This window comes from Aeromonas sp. SrichE-2G (assembly GCF_017939565.1).
Taxonomy (GTDB): domain Bacteria; phylum Pseudomonadota; class Gammaproteobacteria; order Enterobacterales; family Aeromonadaceae; genus Aeromonas; species Aeromonas taiwanensis.
This window is the reverse complement of the sequence record NZ_JAGKRG010000004.1, coordinates 87,951-103,688: the sequence shown is the minus strand read 5'-3', so window position 1 is coordinate 103,688 and position 15,738 is coordinate 87,951. Positions and strand designations below refer to the sequence as shown.

17 protein-coding genes are annotated in these 15,738 nt (G+C 65.3%); 11 read left to right on the top strand and 6 right to left on the bottom strand.

What is annotated here, in order from left to right; translation table 11 throughout:
- Positions 1-153: 153 nt before the first annotated feature.
- From J9885_RS02510 to J9885_RS02500, 3 genes are read left to right on the top strand one after another with little or no spacing between them, the layout of a single operon-like run.
- Positions 154-1,119: a ChaN family lipoprotein gene (locus tag J9885_RS02510; RefSeq protein WP_210547987.1), complete on the top strand. Its 966-nt coding sequence runs from the start codon at positions 154-156 to the stop codon at positions 1,117-1,119.
- Between the two features lie 21 nt (positions 1,120-1,140).
- On the top strand, positions 1,141-1,689 hold the full coding sequence (locus J9885_RS02505; RefSeq protein WP_210547986.1) for a cysteine hydrolase family protein: 549 nt from the start codon (positions 1,141-1,143) through the stop codon (positions 1,687-1,689).
- A 42-nt stretch (positions 1,690-1,731) separates the two neighbouring features.
- Entirely contained in the window at positions 1,732-2,139 is a 408-nt protein-coding gene (locus J9885_RS02500) for a hypothetical protein (protein WP_210547985.1), read from the top strand.
- Between the two features lie 66 nt (positions 2,140-2,205).
- Here the strand turns inward: J9885_RS02500 and hutZ are convergent, their stop codons facing one another.
- Both hutZ and hutX read right to left on the bottom strand, forming a co-directional pair.
- Positions 2,206-2,763: a heme utilization protein HutZ gene (hutZ, locus tag J9885_RS02495; protein ID WP_210547984.1), complete on the bottom strand. Its 558-nt coding sequence runs from the start codon at positions 2,761-2,763 to the stop codon at positions 2,206-2,208.
- Complete coding sequence (gene hutX / locus J9885_RS02490; protein ID WP_210547983.1) at positions 2,760-3,272, bottom strand: heme utilization cystosolic carrier protein HutX; 513 nt, start codon at positions 3,270-3,272, stop codon at positions 2,760-2,762. The genes hutZ and hutX overlap by 4 nt, the downstream gene beginning before the upstream one ends.
- Positions 3,273-3,440: 168 nt before the next feature.
- Between hutX and J9885_RS02485 the strand changes: the two genes are divergently transcribed.
- The 3 genes from J9885_RS02485 to J9885_RS02475 are packed head-to-tail and all read left to right on the top strand — an operon-like array spanning position 3,441 to position 6,121.
- Positions 3,441-4,286 carry an ABC transporter substrate-binding protein gene (locus J9885_RS02485; RefSeq protein WP_210547982.1) on the top strand — a complete coding sequence of 282 codons (846 nt, stop codon included), beginning with the start codon at positions 3,441-3,443 and terminating at the stop codon, positions 4,284-4,286.
- Entirely contained in the window at positions 4,283-5,314 is a 1,032-nt protein-coding gene (locus tag J9885_RS02480) for an iron ABC transporter permease (protein WP_043758335.1), read from the top strand. Before J9885_RS02485 ends, J9885_RS02480 begins: the two co-directional genes overlap by 4 nt.
- 15 nt (positions 5,315-5,329) lie before the next feature.
- Positions 5,330-6,121, top strand: a complete 792-nt coding sequence (locus tag J9885_RS02475) for a heme ABC transporter ATP-binding protein (protein WP_210547981.1) — start codon at positions 5,330-5,332, stop codon at positions 6,119-6,121.
- A gap of 140 nt (positions 6,122-6,261) precedes the next feature.
- Here the strand turns inward: J9885_RS02475 and J9885_RS02470 are convergent, their stop codons facing one another.
- Positions 6,262-6,870 carry a YitT family protein gene (locus tag J9885_RS02470; RefSeq protein WP_134695483.1) on the bottom strand — a complete coding sequence of 203 codons (609 nt, stop codon included), beginning with the start codon at positions 6,868-6,870 and terminating at the stop codon, positions 6,262-6,264.
- A gap of 317 nt (positions 6,871-7,187) precedes the next feature.
- Between J9885_RS02470 and J9885_RS02465 the strand changes: the two genes are divergently transcribed.
- On the top strand, positions 7,188-8,549 hold the full coding sequence (locus J9885_RS02465) for a UDP-glucose/GDP-mannose dehydrogenase family protein (RefSeq protein WP_210547980.1): 1,362 nt from the start codon (positions 7,188-7,190) through the stop codon (positions 8,547-8,549).
- Positions 8,546-9,556 (top strand): NAD-dependent epimerase, encoded by a 1,011-nt coding sequence (locus J9885_RS02460; RefSeq protein WP_210547979.1) that lies wholly within the window; start codon positions 8,546-8,548, stop codon positions 9,554-9,556. Before J9885_RS02465 ends, J9885_RS02460 begins: the two co-directional genes overlap by 4 nt.
- A gap of 187 nt (positions 9,557-9,743) precedes the next feature.
- Here J9885_RS02460 and J9885_RS02455 read toward each other — a convergent pair whose 3' ends face one another.
- The 3 genes from J9885_RS02455 to J9885_RS02445 are packed head-to-tail and all read right to left on the bottom strand — an operon-like array spanning position 9,744 to position 12,527.
- Positions 9,744-11,435, bottom strand: coding sequence for a glycosyltransferase family 39 protein (locus tag J9885_RS02455; RefSeq protein ID WP_210547978.1), 1,692 nt, complete (start codon positions 11,433-11,435; stop codon positions 9,744-9,746).
- The gene (locus J9885_RS02450; RefSeq protein WP_043758321.1) at positions 11,422-11,787 is read right to left on the bottom strand and encodes a lipid-A-disaccharide synthase N-terminal domain-containing protein; all 366 of its coding nucleotides are present in this window, start codon (positions 11,785-11,787) and stop codon (positions 11,422-11,424) included. The genes J9885_RS02455 and J9885_RS02450 overlap by 14 nt, the downstream gene beginning before the upstream one ends.
- On the bottom strand, positions 11,787-12,527 hold the full coding sequence (locus J9885_RS02445) for a glycosyltransferase family 2 protein (protein WP_210547977.1): 741 nt from the start codon (positions 12,525-12,527) through the stop codon (positions 11,787-11,789). Before J9885_RS02445 ends, J9885_RS02450 begins: the two co-directional genes overlap by 1 nt.
- A gap of 106 nt (positions 12,528-12,633) precedes the next feature.
- On the opposite strand from J9885_RS02445, the gene J9885_RS02440 reads away from it, so the two are divergent.
- The 3 genes from J9885_RS02440 to ettA all read left to right on the top strand — a co-directional run bounded on the left by J9885_RS02440 (position 12,634) and on the right by ettA (position 15,660).
- Entirely contained in the window at positions 12,634-12,834 is a 201-nt protein-coding gene (locus J9885_RS02440) for a hypothetical protein (RefSeq protein ID WP_210547976.1), read from the top strand.
- A gap of 38 nt (positions 12,835-12,872) precedes the next feature.
- Positions 12,873-13,715 (top strand): lytic transglycosylase domain-containing protein, encoded by an 843-nt coding sequence (locus tag J9885_RS02435; RefSeq protein ID WP_210547975.1) that lies wholly within the window; start codon positions 12,873-12,875, stop codon positions 13,713-13,715.
- Between the two features lie 277 nt (positions 13,716-13,992).
- A complete protein-coding gene (gene ettA, locus J9885_RS02430; RefSeq protein WP_043758312.1) occupies positions 13,993-15,660 on the top strand; it encodes an energy-dependent translational throttle protein EttA in 1,668 nt (555 codons plus the stop codon).
- Positions 15,661-15,738 lie beyond the last annotated feature (78 nt).

Below are 15,738 nucleotides of genomic sequence, written 5' to 3'. Positions count from 1 at the left end.
GAGGCATCTTACCCCGACACGGACAAAGATCAATAATAAAGTGAATCATTCTCATTTCCTTTTTCACCTATTCCCTTTTACACTGGCGCCACTTTTTTTCCGCTTGCCATGCTGCCATCGTGTGGCGCAGCGCCCCCGACATTGTGAGATGCCATGACCCGACGACTCCCCCTGATCGCCCTGCCTCTGCTGCTGGCTGCCTGCGCCGCACCGCCCCAGGGCGAGCCGCCCCGCACCCTCTATGACTACCGCCTGGCAGAAGGGGATGGCGATCGCTCGCTAACCCTGCCCCAGGCGCTGGAGAGGGTGAAGGATGCCGACATCGTGCTGGTGGGGGAGCTTCACACCCACCCGGCCGTTCACCTGCTGCAGGCCAGAATGCTGGCGGGGCTGGCCGGGATCGCCCAGGGGGATGGCCGCGCCCTGGTGCTCTCCATGGAGCAGTTCAGCCGCGCCGATCAGCCGGTGCTGGACGCCTACCTCGCCGGGCGCATCGGCGAGTCGGCGCTGATCCGAGACGGCCATGCCTGGCCCAACTACCCGAGCGACTACCGCCCCCTGGTGGAATTTGCCAAGAGCCATCAACTGCCGGTGATCGCCGCCAATGCCCCCAAGCCGCTGGTGAGCTGTGTCGGCCAGGAGGGCGCGACCTGGCTCGACAGGCTGCCCGCAAGCCGCCGCAGCCAGCTCGCCCGCGAACTCACCCTCGGCGATGATCCCTATCGCCAGAAGTTCATGGCCTCCATGCACCATGGGGATGCGGATGGCAATGCCCGCCGCTTCGCCGCCCAGACCAGCTGGGACGACACCATGGCCGAGAGCATGGTCGACTACCTCGGCAAGCACCCCGGCCGGCGCATCCTGCACATCGCCGGCAACTTCCACGTGGAGGGGGGGCTCGGCATCGCCAGCCGCATCGCCAGCCGCAACCCGGCCCTCAAGGTGGCGCTGATCGTGCCGCAGACGGATGCCAGGGCCGCCCCGGGGAGTACCCCAGACGTCAGGGTGCAGATCACCCCCTTGCCGGAGCGCTGGCTAAATGCGGAGGAAATGAAGCAAGATATGGGCGCACTGCATCAATCCCGCAGCCGTGACTGCAGCCAGTGGCTGCAACCCTGACAAATAGCCCAAGGATTTCATATGGATGTGTTACTGGTCATCGACATGCAACAAGGGCTTTTCGAGCAACCCCGCCATCAGGACGCCCGGGTCATCGCCAACGTCAATCGTCTGGCCGACGCCGTGCGGGCCCGGCAAGGGCGCGTCATCTATGTGCAGCACGACGAGCCGGGCTCCGAGCTCGAACCCCACAGCGCGGGCTGGCAACTGCACGCCGATCTGACGCCGGGCGCACATGACAGCCGGGTACGCAAGACCGCCTGCGACAGCTTCCTCGACACCGAGCTCGGCTTCCTGCTGGCGGAACAACCGGTGGACCGGCTGCTGCTGTGCGGCTGCGCCACCGACTTTTGCGTCGACACCACGCTGCGCAGCGCCGCGGCCCAGGGGTTCGACGTCTTCGCGGTGACCGATGCCCACACCACGGCGGACAGGCCACACCTGAGTGCCGAACAGATCATCGAGCATCACCACTGGATGTGGCGGCACCTGAGCCTGCCACAGGGCAGAAGCGTGACCCTGCTCACCACGGATCAACTGCTCACCAACCCTCAAGGCGTGCAGGCGTGATAAGCTGCCCGCCCTGAAGCGATCACCTGATTGGAGTCTTGTGTGCGTCTACTCTCTGCCGTTGCCTTCACGCTGCTGTTACCGGCGATCACCGCCTGCTCCGGTTTGCCGGGGATAGCGCCCGATGGCCCGGCCCCCCTGTTCCACACCCACATCAACGAGGAGGGGAGCAAGCGCTTCACCTTCGAGGCCGCGCCCCTAGACGCCCTGCCGGGCCGCTTGCAGGAGGACGATGACAGTCGTCTGACCCGCCGCAGCAAGAGCCTGCTGGAGCGCCGGGAGGCGCTGCAGGACGATCAGCTGACCCAGATGCTGGCGACGAACAAGTATTGCCGCAGTGGCTACATCGTCCTCAGCCAGACCTCCTGGAAGATCCGGGGAGAGTGCAACGAGACCGCCTCCCAGGCCGATCGCGATGCCTTCCCCAACCAGGCCTCCTGGCAGGAGTGACCTGGGCGTGCAGACAACAAAACGGGCAGCCTGGGCTGCCCGTTTTTCATGCCAGACTCGCGTCCGTCAGACAGGTTCGTCCGCCGGGCTGGTCAGCTCTGCGCCGTTGTCGATGCGCTTGTGCCCCTCCACCAGATGGACGAAGTCCACCAGCTCGTCGCCGGAGACCCGGAACGCCTGGCCGAAGCCCTTGACGAAGAGCCCCTGCTCGGGCTTGAGGCGAAACAGCACGAAGTCCTTGAGGTTGGAAAGCCCCCGGACTATCTCGCCGAAGCGCCCTTCCAGCGCCGAAACGGCCTTCTCCCAGCGCACGTCGTCCCGGGACACCACCTCGGCCACCGCATCGAAGGTGAGGCGCTTGCGGGCAAACAGCTCGCGGGCACCGCTCTCGTCCTCGATCAGCATCAGGGAGACCCTGGGCACCTGTTGCAGGTTGCGGGCATGGCGGGCGATCTCGGAGATGAGCACATAGTAACCATCCTCCTGCAGCACGAAGGGGGCATAGCTGGCATTGGGGTTGCCTTCACTGTCCACGGTCGCCAGCTGCAGGGTGCGGCAACCGTCGCGAAACTCGCGGATCTCCGGTTGCAGGCGATTTTGCAGACGCTCCTGACGTTCACTCATGCTTTCACTTCCTCTTGATACTGGTGGCGCAGGGCCATGAAACGCTCTACCTGATCAGGCAGCAGCTGGCGCTGCTCGTCGCGGCCCAGGTAGATCTTGAAAATGCAGCGACCGCTGTGGCCGAAGAACTGGAAGGAGTGCCCCTCCTTGCCCATGAACAGCTTGCTGACCAGAGCGATGCCCACCACGTTGTCGAGCCTGAGATGACCGTGCATCTCGCCGTCCCGTCCCATCAGGTTGTAGTAGCCACGTGCCGTCTTGCCCTTGGGGAAGGGGGCTTTCACCTCGAAGATGGAGCCGTCGGACTCGACGATGGTGGTCACCGGGCCCCAGCCGGCCAGATCCGCCAGCAGGGCTTCGGCCTGATCGCTCGGCACTTGCGTCATCAAGTCGGCGGGCAGGTGGCGCACCACCTCCCACTCGCTGACGGCCAGCTGGGTGGCGATGCTGGACGGATGGGCGCTGGGGTCCTGCTCCAGCAATGTCTGAATGCGTTGTGCAATGCTCATCGGTTCTCCCCTGGATGATCTGCAATGGTGCTCGGTGTCGCGGCGGATACTGTAATGAAGCGCCCCACTTAACGCAATTGATAATCGCTTTCATTCTCAGTGCATTTTTATTGCGGGCTTGATATTCTCGGCGGCAATCCCACTCTCACTCACCCCTCGGAGGTTCGCATGGGCCGTCGTTTTGCCCTCGCTCTCAGCCTGTTAGGCTGCGCCCTTTCCCTCTCTTCCCTGCCCGCCGCGGCGAAGGAGCGTATCGTCAGCATAGGCCCGGCCACCACGGAACTCATCCTGGCGCTGGGGGGTGAGTCGAGCATTATTGCCACCGATGTGAGCAGCCCTGAACCCAAGAACCTGCCCAGGGTCGGCTACCACCGCGCCCTGGCCGCCGAGGGGATCCTGAGCCTGGCCCCGACCCGGGTGGTCGGCAGCGACGAGATGGGGCCGCCACCCGCCCTGGCACAGCTGCGCCGGGCCGGGGTCGAGGTGGACGTGCTGCCCACCGCCCCCACCCTCGCCAACCTCGACGAGCGCATCGACACCCTGGCCGCCCTGCTCAAGGATCCGGCCGCCGGCGCGCGCCTGAAGGCGGAGATCCGGGTCCAGAGCGATGCCCTGGCCGCCCAGGCGAAGCAGAACAAGCCGCTCAAGGTGCTCTTCCTGCTGCTGCACAAGGGGCAGCCCACCAGCGTCGCCGGTGGCAACACCACCGCCAGCGCCCTCATCACCCTGGCCGGTGGCGTCAACCCGGTGGCCCGGCTGCACGACTACAAACCCGTTTCCACCGAATCCCTCATCGAACTGCAACCGGACCTGGTGCTGGTGAGCGGCCGCGACTGGCAGCAGTTTCAGGATCCCGCCTCCGTGCTGGGCCAGGTGCCGGCGCTGGAAGCCACCCCCGCCGGCAAGCGCGGGGCCATCCACGCCATCGACGGCCACGCCCTGCAGGGGGGGCTGAGCCTGAGATCCTTGCAGCAGGCGAACCAGATCGCCCAGTGGATCAAGCAAGGATCATGATGCGCCTGCCACTGCCCTGGCTGCTGGCCCTCACCGGCGGTGCGCTGGCGCTGCTGCTGGTCGGCTCCCTGGCGACCGGCCCCATGTCCCTGTCGTTTGGCGAGAGCCTGCGCGCCCTGTTCGCCGGGCAGGCGAGCGGGATGGAGGCCCACAAGCTCCTCGTCGTGAAAGAGATCCGCCTGCCCCGCACCCTGCTCTGCATCGCGGTGGGGGGCATCCTCGGCCTCTGCGGCGCCGTGATGCAGGGGCTGTTTCGCAACCCCCTGGCCGATCCCGGCATCATCGGCGTCTCCGGCGGCGCGGCGCTCGGCGCCGCCCTGGCCATCGTGCTGCTGGCTCCCCTGGGCCAGCAGCTGCAGGCGTTGCTCGGCCTCGGCCTGCTGCCCCTGCTCGCCTTCCTCGGCGGGGCGCTGACCACCACCCTCGTCTATCTGCTCGGCACCCGGGAGGGAGGCACCTCGGTCACCGTCATGCTGCTGGCCGGCGTCGCCATCACGGCGCTCTCCGGCGCCGTGATCGGCCTGCTCACCTATCTCGCCGACGATCAGATGCTGCGCAACCTGAGCCTGTGGCAGATGGGATCGCTGGCGGCGGGCAAGCCGGTGGACGTGGCGCTGGCGCTGCTGACCCTGGCCGCCCTGCTGCTGCTGTTCGCGCGCGATGCTAATCCCCTCAACGCCCTGCTGCTGGGCGAAGGGGAGGCCCGCCACCTGGGGGTGAACGTGCAGGCCCTCAAGCGACGGCTCATCCTGCTCACCGCCGCCGGAGTCGGCGTGGCGGTGGCGGTGGCGGGCATGATCGGCTTCGTCGGCCTAGTGGTGCCCCACCTGGTGCGGCTGCTGGCCGGCCCCAACCACGTCCGGCTGCTGCCTCTGTCGGCCCTGCTCGGGGCCGCCCTGCTGCTGGGCGCCGACATGCTGGCGCGCACCCTGCTGGCGCCGGCCGAGATGCCGGTCGGCATCATCACCGCCCTGATGGGGGCACCCTTCTTCATCTGGCTCTTGGTCAAGAGCCGCCGGACCCTGTAACAGGAGACAGTCCCCTTGCCCGGATCCCCCTCCCCCCTGCTTGCTTGCCGGGAGATCAGCCTCACCCGGGGCAACCGCCTCATCCTTGACAGCCTGGATCTCAGCCTGCAGGCGGGCAGCCTGACCGCCTTGCTCGGCCCCAATGGCGCGGGCAAGAGTTCGCTGCTCAAGTGCCTGACCGGCGAGCTGGAACATCAGGGGCAGATAGAGCTGTTTGGCCGGGAGCGGCGGGAGTGGGCCGGCAACGCGCTGGCGCACCGGGTCGGCGTCTTGCCCCAGAGCTCCTCCCTGAGCTTCCCCTTCCTGTGCGAGGAGGTGGTGGCCATGGGCCGGTTGCCCCACAGCGAGCCCGCCAGCCGACGCGACCACATAGTGCAGGCCGCCATGGCCCACGCCGGGGTGGATCACCTGGCCGGCCGCCTCTATCCGGGTCTCTCCGGTGGGGAGCGCCAGCGCGTGCAGTTTGCCCGGGTACTGGCCCAGATCTGGCAGGCGCCCGACGAGCCCCAACAGCCGAGGCTGCTGCTGCTCGACGAACCCACCTCGGCCCTCGACCTCAAGTACCAGCACCAGCTACTCGCCATGGCCCGCGCCCTGGCCGGCCGCCACACCGCCGTGCTGGTGGTGCTGCACGATCTCAACCTCGCGGCCCGCTACGCCGACCGGCTGGTGATGCTGGCGCAGGGCCGCCTGATGGCGGACGGCGCCCCGGCTGAGGTGCTGACGCCGGCGCTCATCGAGCGGCTCTACGGCTACCCGGCCCAGGTGATCCACCACCCCCAAAGCGGCCTGCCCATGGTGATCTGATCTCGGGCCCGCCGCCGTCCATCGCGATAACCCCCAGGCCCCGGAAACGGACTGCCCAGAGAGCCGGGGTCGGGCACCAGACTGCAGAGACAAAAAGAGCGCCATCAGGCGCTCTTTTTGTGTCGGGGCGAGCCGGCGGCTCAGGCAATCTGATAGCGGCCCGGCTTGTGATTGAGTGTCAACACCAGGTTACAGATGATGGCGGCCACCACGGAGAGGGCCAGCAACCAGGGGGAAACCACGAAGAAAGAGGCGATGACGATGGCACAATCCAGCCCCATTTGCAGCTTGCCCGCCCGGATGCCGAACCGATCCTGAATAAACAGCGCCAGGATGTTGAAGCCCCCCAGGCTCGCCTTGTGGCGGAACATGATGAGCAGCCCCATGCCGATCAGGGTGCCCCCGATCAGGGCCGCATAGACGGGCTCAATCTTGCCTATCTGCAACACGGCGTTGAGGTGATCCGTCATGAAGGAGACGGTGGCCACGGCGGCGAAGGTATTGAGGGTGAAGCGCGGCCCCATCCTGAGCCAGGCCAGGGCATAGAAGGGCAGGTTCATGGTGAAGAACAGCAGGCCGAAGCTGATGCCGGTCACCTGCTGCAACAGCAGGGCCAACCCGGCGGTGCCACCGGTGAGCAGCCCGACCTGATGAAACAGGAAGATGCCGAGTGAAACGAAACCTGCCGCGGTCAGCAGGGCGAGCACATCCTCATAGAGCGGGTGCGCAGAGCGGGGGGTGTTGTCCATAACCGGGTGTCCATGCGAAGTGAAAGAGTGTCTGCCGCCATCTCTGGCGGGAATGAGCCCCGTGGGCCGGGACTTCGTTTATGGCCACAGTGTCCGGTTTGAGTGAGCCGGATCACAAGTCCGCGGCCACACGCACCAAAATGGTGCTCGTCAGCCCAGCGTTACAGCCCCTGCACCAAGATCTGCCACTCCCTCTTGCGCCAGGCTGAAGAGAACCTGAAGAAACGCTGAAAACCCGGCAGAGCCCGCTGTTCACGGGGTTGAATCGCTCTAGAATGGCTGTCTTGCAACAAGTCTGCCTCAAGGAGCTATCGCAGATGAGAGTCACCGTATTCGGGATAGGGTATGTCGGTCTGGTCCAGGCCGCCGTGCTGGCGGAGATGGGCCACCTGGTGACCTGCGTGGATGTGGATGCCGCCAAGGTGGCGCGCCTCAAGGAGGGGATCATCCCCATCTTCGAACCCGGCCTCGCCCCCATGGTGCAGGCCAACCATCAGGCCGGCCGCCTGCACTTCACCACGGACGTGACCGAAGGGGTAGCCTTCGCCGAGCTCATCTTCATCGCGGTCGGTACCCCGCCGGACGAGGACGGCTCCGCCGATCTCAAGCACGTGCTGGCAGTGGCGGGCACCATAGGTCAGCTGATGCAGGCAGGCAAGGTGGTGATCAACAAGAGCACTGTGCCGGTCGGCACCGCCGGCAGGGTACGCCACCATATCGAGGCCATCCTGCGCGATCGCGGCGTCGAGCTGCCCCTGGAGGTGGTCTCCAACCCCGAGTTCCTCAAGGAGGGGGCCGCCGTCAATGACTGCCTGCGGCCGGATCGCATCATCATCGGCACCGGCTCGTCCCATGCCTTCGCCCTGCTGGAGGAGCTCTACGCCCCCTTCAACCGCCAGCACGATCGCATCATCCAGATGGACGAACGCAGCGCCGAGCTGACCAAGTACGCCGCCAACGCCATGCTGGCCACCAAGATCTCCTTCATGAACGAGATGGCCGGGCTGGCGGAGCGCCTCGGGGCCGATATCGAGGAGGTGCGCAAGGGGATAGGCGCCGATCCGCGCATCGGCTATCACTTCATCTACCCGGGCTGCGGCTACGGCGGCTCCTGCTTCCCCAAGGATGTGAAGGCGCTGATCCATACCGCGAGCGAAAACGGCTGTGACGTGCCCCTGCTGCGCTCGGTGGAACAGGTGAATGACAGACAGAAGCACAGGCTCGCCGAGCGCCTCCACCAGCACTTCGGTGCAGACTTGAGCGGTCTCACCTTCGCGCTCTGGGGGCTGGCCTTCAAGCCCAACACCGACGACATGCGCGAATCCCCGAGCCGTGTGCTGATGGAGGCCATCTGGGCCGCTGGCGGCAAGGTGCAGGCGTTCGATCCCGAGGCGATGAAAGAGGCCCAGCACCTTTACGGCCTGCGCGACGATCTGGCCCTGTGCGGCACCCAGGAAGCCGCCCTCAAGGGCGCCGATGCCCTGCTCATCTGCACCGAGTGGCAACAGTTCCGCGCCCCCGACTTCGAGCTCATCAAACGCACCCTGAAGCAGCCCGTCATCCTCGATGGCCGCAACCTCTATGATCCGGCCCGCCTGCACCAGCGCGGCTTCACCTATTACGCCATTGGCCGCGGCAACAGCCTGGAACAGGCACGCGTTCTGGAGAAGGCACAATGAAGTATCTCGTCACCGGCGCCGCCGGCTTCATCGGGTTTCACCTGGCGCAGCGGCTCATCCAGGAGGGCCACGAGGTGGTCGGTCTCGACAATCTCAACGACTACTACGAGGTGAGCCTGAAGGAGGCGCGCCTGGCCCGGCTCCTGCCGCTGCCCGGGTTCCGCTTCGAGCGTTGCGATCTCGCGGACAGGCAAGCCATGGCGGCATTCTTTGCCCGCGAGAGTGCCCGGGAGCGGTTCGAACGGGTGATCCACCTCGGTGCCCAGGCCGGGGTGCGCTACTCCCTGGACAACCCCTTTGCCTACGCAGACAGCAACCTCACCGGTACTCTAACGGTACTGGAGGGGTGCCGCCATCACGGGGTCGGGCACCTGGTCTACGCCTCCTCCAGCTCGGTGTACGGCCTCAACCAGCAGATGCCGTTCAAGACCTCGGACGGGGTGGATCACCCCGTCTCCCTGTATGCGGCGAGCAAGAAGGCCAACGAGCTGATGGCCCACTCCTACTCCCACCTATATGGATTGCCGACCACGGGACTGCGCTTTTTCACCGTCTACGGCCCCTGGGGACGCCCCGACATGGCGCTGTTCAAGTTCGTGCGCGCCATCCTGAATGGCGAGCCCATCGACATCTACAATCAGGGCCAGCTCAGCCGGGACTTCACCCACATCGACGACATAGTGGAAGGCATAGTGCGCATCGCGGACCGCCCGCCGGTCGGCGAGGCGAACTGGCATGGGCAGACCGAGTCGAGCCCGGCCCCCTATCGCCTCTTCAACATCGGCAACGGCAGCCCGGTGCGGCTGCTGGACTTTGTGGAGGCCATCGAGGCCGCCCTCGGCAAGCAGGCCATCCGCAACATGATGCCCATGCAGCCCGGCGATGTGCTCGCCACCTGGGCCGACACCGAGGCGCTGTTCGAGGCGACGAGTTATAGACCCAGAGTCGGGTTGAAAGAGGGGGTCGAGAGTTTCGTCAACTGGTACAGATCCTACTACCAAGCCTGAGCCCCCAACGGGCCCTGTTCGTACCGAAGCAACCGGCTATAGACCCAGAGTCGGGTTGAGGGAAGGGGTAGAGAGCTTCGTCCACTGGTACAAGGCATATTACAAGGCCTGATCGCACCAGGGGATCCGACAACAAGAAGGGCTGCCACTGGCAGCCCTTCTGCTTATCCGATCCGGGTCTCCAGCCTCAGGGGCCGGGGGCATAGTGGAACGGCTCGATCCCGGGGGTAAGCCCGCGGCACTGGGGCTTGAGGGCCGAGCTGTCGGCCAGCATCCAGTCGGTGCGGTGGCGATTGCCGAGATTCTCCATGAGGGAGGGCTCGAAGCAGCGCGCCATGAGATCGGCTGCCCCCAGCACCTGGCGGCCGGGGGCCGCCGCCACCCAGGCCGCCGCCTCGCGAGCCTGCTCTTCGTCCGGCATCCGATAGGAGTAGTGCCAGAGCGGCTGACGGGTGAACAGCAGGTGCTGCTCCTTGAAGCCGGCCAGCAGCAGCGCGTTCTCCGCAGGCACCCGCTCCACCGCCAGCGCCATCACCCCCTCAGGGGTGCGCAGGTCATTGAGCTTCACGCAGATCCAGCAGGAGTAGATCAGCCAGCCCACCGCCAGCGAACTGAGGATGGCGGTGAGGGGCGCCCGGCGCAGCCCGGCATTAAGGAGCAGCAGCGCAACCCCCAGCACCAGCAAGGGCAGCCAGGGGGCCGGCCCCAGCTCTCCGGCCTTGCTCGCCAGCCTGGCACTGAAGACCAGCGCCGCGGCACCGCCCACGCCGACGATCCCCAGCAACCAGCCAAGGCCCGACAGCAGGCGGCCGGGCCAGCGCCGGGCCAGCAGCTCGGCGATGAAGGGGGCCGTCAGCAGGGCCAGGGCCGGCGTGCCCGGCGTGACATAGACGCCGCGCTTGCCCGGCGACACCGAGAAGAACACGATCACCAGCACCAGGTAACCGAGCAGCAGTATGATGCGCTTGTCCCGCCCCTGAACGGCCTTGCGCCACGCCACCACCAGCCAGGGCAGCAACAGGGAGAGGGGCAGCCAGAATGGCGGGATCACCGAGGTGAGGTAATACCAGAAGGGTTTGACGTGGTGCCAGGAGTTGGCATAGCGGGTCACCGTCTGGCGCAGCAGTATGTTGTCCCGGTAGGCCTGCAGCACGGGATCCCCACTCTGGGCCACGGCGAGCAACATGGGCACCAGCCACAGGCCGATGGCCAGCAGCATGAACAGGGGCCCCGCCAGCCCTTTCAGCCAGGCGGCCCGGGAGGCGGCACGGATCTGCTCCCTATGGGTCCAGACAGCCGGGATCAGGATCAGCACGGCCAGGATCCCCACCCCCTTGGTGATGATGCCAAGGCCGGCGGCGAACCAGCCGAGCCAGTACCAGCGCCAGCCCCCCCCACAGAGCAGGAAACGGATGAAACCGTAGACGCCGAGGGTGATGAAGAAGGTCACCAGGGCGTCGATCTGCGCCGTCTTGGCCTGCAGGGTGAACTGGACGGTGAACAGCAGCAGCAGGCCGGCCATGAAGCCCACTTGCGCGCTCCACAGCCGGCGGCCCAGATCCCACACCAGCGCTATGGTCAGCAGACCCGCCAGCAGGGAGGGCAGCAGGAAGGCCACCTTGATGGAGCCGGTCAGCAGATACCCTATCGCTATCCCCCACATAAACATGGGGGGCTTGTCCGGGTAGATCTCGCCACCGCGCATGGGGAACAGCCACTGGCCGCTCTCCACCATCTCCTTGGCCACCAGGGCGAAACGGGGCTCATCGGCCGGCCAGGGATCCCGCAAGCCCAGACCCGCTCCCAGCACAACCAGGGCGATCAGCAGCAGCCAGCCCAGGGAGCGCTGGTCGAGCAAGAAGCGATCACTCGCCACCATCGCGCACCTCCCGGTTGGTGGCCAGCTTGTCCCGGTTCCAGCCGCGATGCTGGATGTCCAAATAGAGGCTGTAGAGGGCGGTGAAGGTGGGGAAGAGATTCTGCAGCACGCCGACGGAGTCCTGCTTGGGGGAGAAGACGAAGTAGCTCAGCGTCATCAGGCTGCCGAGCACGCTCATGTACCAGAACAGGCGGGGAATGACGGGCCGCCCGGCCCGCTTCGAGGCAATGAATTGCACCAGCCAGCGGCCGCCGAACATGAGCGCCCCGGTGTAACCGATGATCTTCCAGCCGGTGACATGCAGACCGGTCCAGTCCAGCCAGTCCAGTGGCATGGAGAGCAGGGTATCCATCACTCCAGCATCTCCCGGATCTCGACCACCTTGGAGCGGCGCTGCAACCACCAGACGCCGACCACGTCCACCAGCCCGACCCAGAGCCGGTTCCAGACACCGTACTTGGAGACGCCCGCCTGCCGCGGCCTGTGATTGACCGGCCAGGGAGACATGGTACCCCCTTGCGCCTGGATCAGGGCGGGAATGTAGCGGTGCATGTGATTGAAGGAGGGCAGGCGCAGATACCATTCACGGCGCACCACCTTGAGCCCGCAACCGGTATCCGGGATACCGTCCTTGAGCAGCAGATCGCGAAAACCGTTGGCCAGTTTCGACGAGAGGCGCTTGACCCAGTCGTCGCGGCGCGTGACGCGATGGCCGATGAGTCCCACCTGATTCTTGTCCGCCTCGAAGCGGCGCTTGGCTTCCTCGAGCATGGCGGGAATGTCGGCCGGATCGTTCTGGCCATCCCCATCGAGGACCACCAGCCAGTCACCTCGCCCCTGGCGCACGCCGCTCAGCACCGCCATGCTCTGGCCGACGGCCCTGACGTGTCGCACCACCCGCAGCCTGGCAAAGCGGGCCTTCAGCTCGCACAGGAGTGCGTAGCTGTCGTCTTCACTGCCATCATCCACATAGATCAATTCGTAGTCGTAACTGCCCCCCAAAGCGGTATCGATTTCAGTGATGAGGGGGGCCAGATTGTCCCGCTCATCCTTGGCTGGCACTACGACTGATACATCCACTGAATAACCCATAAGAGCTTCCCAACAATAGAAGAACGCAACGAATCCTGTTGCTCACATCATGAGATCGGGAGAGGGCCTTAACGCCATAACCCACTAAAATACAAGGTATTGCATCATGACGTTCGCAGTCTACCACTCTGCAATTAACGACGGCATCATCTACGGTGCATTACGCAGTCATTTTGTCCTGCCGCTCTTCCGGGCACCGCAACCCGCAGGTGCATCTCCTGGTCAAAAGTTCCATACCATTTTCGTCTCTGATGAACTGAGACATAACCACATGTTCCATCATCTGGCTGGCAGCCAGCCCACCTAGAACCTATATCTTGCAGATACGAAAACGAGGTATCCATCATGCAGAGACTCTGCATCTGGGGCTGGGGGATCCTCCTTCTCCTGGCCACGGCCCCCGCCCACGCCGAAGCCTTTCGCCAGGCCCCCAAGGCGATGAGCGCCCTGCGTCAGGGCGCCACCCTGGAGCGCAGCAACCCGAGGCAGGCCATCGCCCACTACTGCTCTGCGGCTCGCCTCGGCAACCCCGAGGCCTATTTCCGCATCGGCCGTCTGCTGGCTCGCGGCCCCCAGGGGATCCGCAACGCCCGCAGCGCCAACGCCTACCTGGCCATGGCCATGCGCCTCGGCAACCAGCAGGGCGCCCGCTACTACAACGCACGGGTCGGCAATGCCCCCCTGGGTAACTGCGGCGTCGAGGGAGGCGGCGGCGCCCCCTGGGTGCAACCGGGCACGCCGTTCGATCTGGAGCACTACATCGCCCGCCAACCGGTCGCCAAGCAGCAGCTGGCCAGCCAGATCCGCAAGGCGGCCCTGCGCCACAAGGTCGATCCCAGGCTGGCGCTGGCCATCGCCATCGCCGAATCCAATCTGAACAGCCAGGCCGTCTCCCCCAAACAGGCGCAGGGGGTCATGCAACTTATCCCCGAGACCCAGGCCCGCTTCGGCGTGACCCGCCCGTTCGATGCGCAGCAGAACATCCGTGGCGCCATGATCTACCTGAAGTGGCTGGAGAAGCAGTTTGGCCCTGACTGGGTCAGGATCAGCGCGGCCTACAATGCCGGGGAGCAGGCCGTGATGCGCCACGGTGGCGTGCCTCCCTATCAGGAGACCCAGGAGTATGTGCAGCGGGTGCTCTACTACTCGGGACACGATGCGGACAAGGGGCAGAAACGGCCACGCTGACCACCATCCGGGCCCACACCGCCGTTCAGTGGGTATCCTATCGGGCCAGAGTTAAGGAAGTCTTAAGCATGAGCCCCGGCGGGTGGCCTGATGCGGCCCTCCCGCTCCCCAGCCTCGCCAGCGCCAGCCCCCCGGTGGCGGCTTTGCCGCCCTCCTCCCATTGGTTTACAATCGACGGGTTTTTTGGAACCGTGTCGGCCCCGCCGACCCGGCCCCACCACGACATCAGTCTGTTAATGCCAAGACATTAAACTGCTGAAAGGAAGAGAATTAGCCAATGGCTCAATTTATTTACACCATGAACAGGGTCGGCAAGGTCGTGCCGCCCAAGCGTCATATTCTCAAGAACATCTCCCTCTCCTTCTTCCCGGGCGCCAAGATAGGCGTGCTGGGTCTGAACGGCGCCGGTAAGTCCACCCTGCTGCGCATCATGGCCGGGCTCGACACCGAGATCGAAGGGGAAGCCCGCCCGCAGCCCGGCATCAAGATCGGCTACCTGCCCCAGGAGCCCAAGCTGGATCCGGAGCAGACAGTGCGCGAGGCGGTGGAAGAGGCCGTGGGCGAGGTGAAACGCGCCATGGCTCGTCTGGACGAGGTCTATGCGGCCTATGCCGATCCGGACGCCGACTTCGACAAGCTGGCCCGCGAGCAGGGCGAGCTGGAAGCCATCATCGCCGCCCAGGGCGGCCACAACATGGAAAACCAGCTGGAGCGCGCGGCCGACGCCCTGCGCCTGCCGGCCTGGGATGCCCAGATCAAGCACCTCTCCGGTGGTGAGCGCCGCCGCGTGGCCCTGTGCCGCCTGCTGCTGGAAAAGCCGGACATGCTGCTGCTGGACGAACCGACCAACCACCTGGATGCGGAGTCCGTGGCCTGGCTGGAGCGCTTCCTGCACGACTACGAGGGCACCGTGGTGGCCATCACCCACGACCGCTACTTCCTCGACAACGTGGCGGGCTGGATCCTGGAGCTGGACCGCGGCGAGGGCATCCCCTGGGAAGGCAACTACTCCTCCTGGCTGGAGCAGAAAGACGCGCGTCTGGCCCAGGAAGCGAGTTCCGAAGCAGCCCGTCGCAAGTCCATCGAGAAGGAGCTGGAGTGGGTTCGTCAGAATCCGAAAGGTCGTCAGGCCAAATCCAAGGCTCGTATGGCTCGCTTCGAGGAGCTCAACACCAACGACTACCAGAAGCGCAACGAGACCAACGAGCTGTTCATTCCGCCCGGACCGCGCCTCGGCGACAAGGTGGTGGAAGTGGCCAACCTGCGCAAATCCTACGGTGATCGGGTGCTGATCGATGACCTGTCGTTCGCCATTCCCAAGGGTGCCATCGTCGGCATCATCGGCCCGAACGGTGCCGGTAAGTCGACCCTGTTCCGCATGATGTCGGGCCAGGAGCAGCCGGACTCCGGCGCCATCACCCTGGGCGAAACCGTGGTGCTGGCCTCGGTGGATCAGTTCCGCGACAGCATGGATGACAAGAAGACTGTATTCGAAGAGGTCGCCGACGGTCAGGACATCCTGCGCATCGGCAACTACGAGTTCCCGAGCCGTGCCTACATCGGCCGCTTCAACTTCAAGGGCTCTGACCAGCAGAAGCGCGTCGGCGAGCTCTCCGGTGGCGAGCGTGGCCGTCTGCACCTGGCCAAGCTGCTGCAGACCGGCGGCAACGTGCTGCTCCTCGATGAACCGACCAACGACCTGGACATCGAAACCCTGCGCGCCCTGGAAAACGCCCTGCTGGAGTTCCCGGGTTGTGCCATGGTCATCTCCCACGACCGCTGGTTCCTCGACCGCATCGCCACCCACATCCTGGACTATCAGGACGAGGGCAAGATCGCGTTCTTCGAGGGCAACTTCACCGAATACGAAGAGTGGAAGAAGAAGACCTATGGCGCCGAGGCCGTCCAGCCGCATCGCGCGAAATACAAGCGTATCGCCAAGTAATTGAGCCTGGCGATGGATCAAGGCGGCCCAACCGCACCGCTCCGGATACGCAAGCGGATCGCCAAATCATGCCGGTTC

Excerpts from the sequence above, each read along its gene's own strand:
- J9885_RS02460 (WP_210547979.1), top strand. The coding sequence starts at position 8,546 with ATGAAGTATCTCGTCACCGGCGCCGCCGGCTTCATCGGGTTTCACCTG.
- J9885_RS02455 (WP_210547978.1), bottom strand. The coding sequence starts at position 11,435 with ATGGTGGCGAGTGATCGCTTCTTGCTCGACCAGCGCTCCCTGGGCTGG.
- J9885_RS02450 (WP_043758321.1), bottom strand. The coding sequence starts at position 11,787 with ATGGATACCCTGCTCTCCATGCCACTGGACTGGCTGGACTGGACCGGT.
- ettA (WP_043758312.1), top strand. The coding sequence starts at position 13,993 with ATGGCTCAATTTATTTACACCATGAACAGGGTCGGCAAGGTCGTGCCG.
- J9885_RS02435 (WP_210547975.1), top strand. The coding sequence starts at position 12,873 with ATGCAGAGACTCTGCATCTGGGGCTGGGGGATCCTCCTTCTCCTGGCC.
- J9885_RS02505 (WP_210547986.1), top strand. The coding sequence starts at position 1,141 with ATGGATGTGTTACTGGTCATCGACATGCAACAAGGGCTTTTCGAGCAA.
- J9885_RS02445 (WP_210547977.1), bottom strand. The coding sequence starts at position 12,527 with ATGGGTTATTCAGTGGATGTATCAGTCGTAGTGCCAGCCAAGGATGAG.
- J9885_RS02440 (WP_210547976.1), top strand. The coding sequence starts at position 12,634 with ATGACGTTCGCAGTCTACCACTCTGCAATTAACGACGGCATCATCTAC.
- J9885_RS02465 (WP_210547980.1), top strand. The coding sequence starts at position 7,188 with ATGAGAGTCACCGTATTCGGGATAGGGTATGTCGGTCTGGTCCAGGCC.
- J9885_RS02470 (WP_134695483.1), bottom strand. The coding sequence starts at position 6,870 with ATGGACAACACCCCCCGCTCTGCGCACCCGCTCTATGAGGATGTGCTC.
- J9885_RS02485 (WP_210547982.1), top strand. The coding sequence starts at position 3,441 with ATGGGCCGTCGTTTTGCCCTCGCTCTCAGCCTGTTAGGCTGCGCCCTT.
- J9885_RS02510 (WP_210547987.1), top strand. The coding sequence starts at position 154 with ATGACCCGACGACTCCCCCTGATCGCCCTGCCTCTGCTGCTGGCTGCC.
- hutZ (WP_210547984.1), bottom strand. The coding sequence starts at position 2,763 with ATGAGTGAACGTCAGGAGCGTCTGCAAAATCGCCTGCAACCGGAGATC.
- J9885_RS02480 (WP_043758335.1), top strand. The coding sequence starts at position 4,283 with ATGATGCGCCTGCCACTGCCCTGGCTGCTGGCCCTCACCGGCGGTGCG.
- hutX (WP_210547983.1), bottom strand. The coding sequence starts at position 3,272 with ATGAGCATTGCACAACGCATTCAGACATTGCTGGAGCAGGACCCCAGC.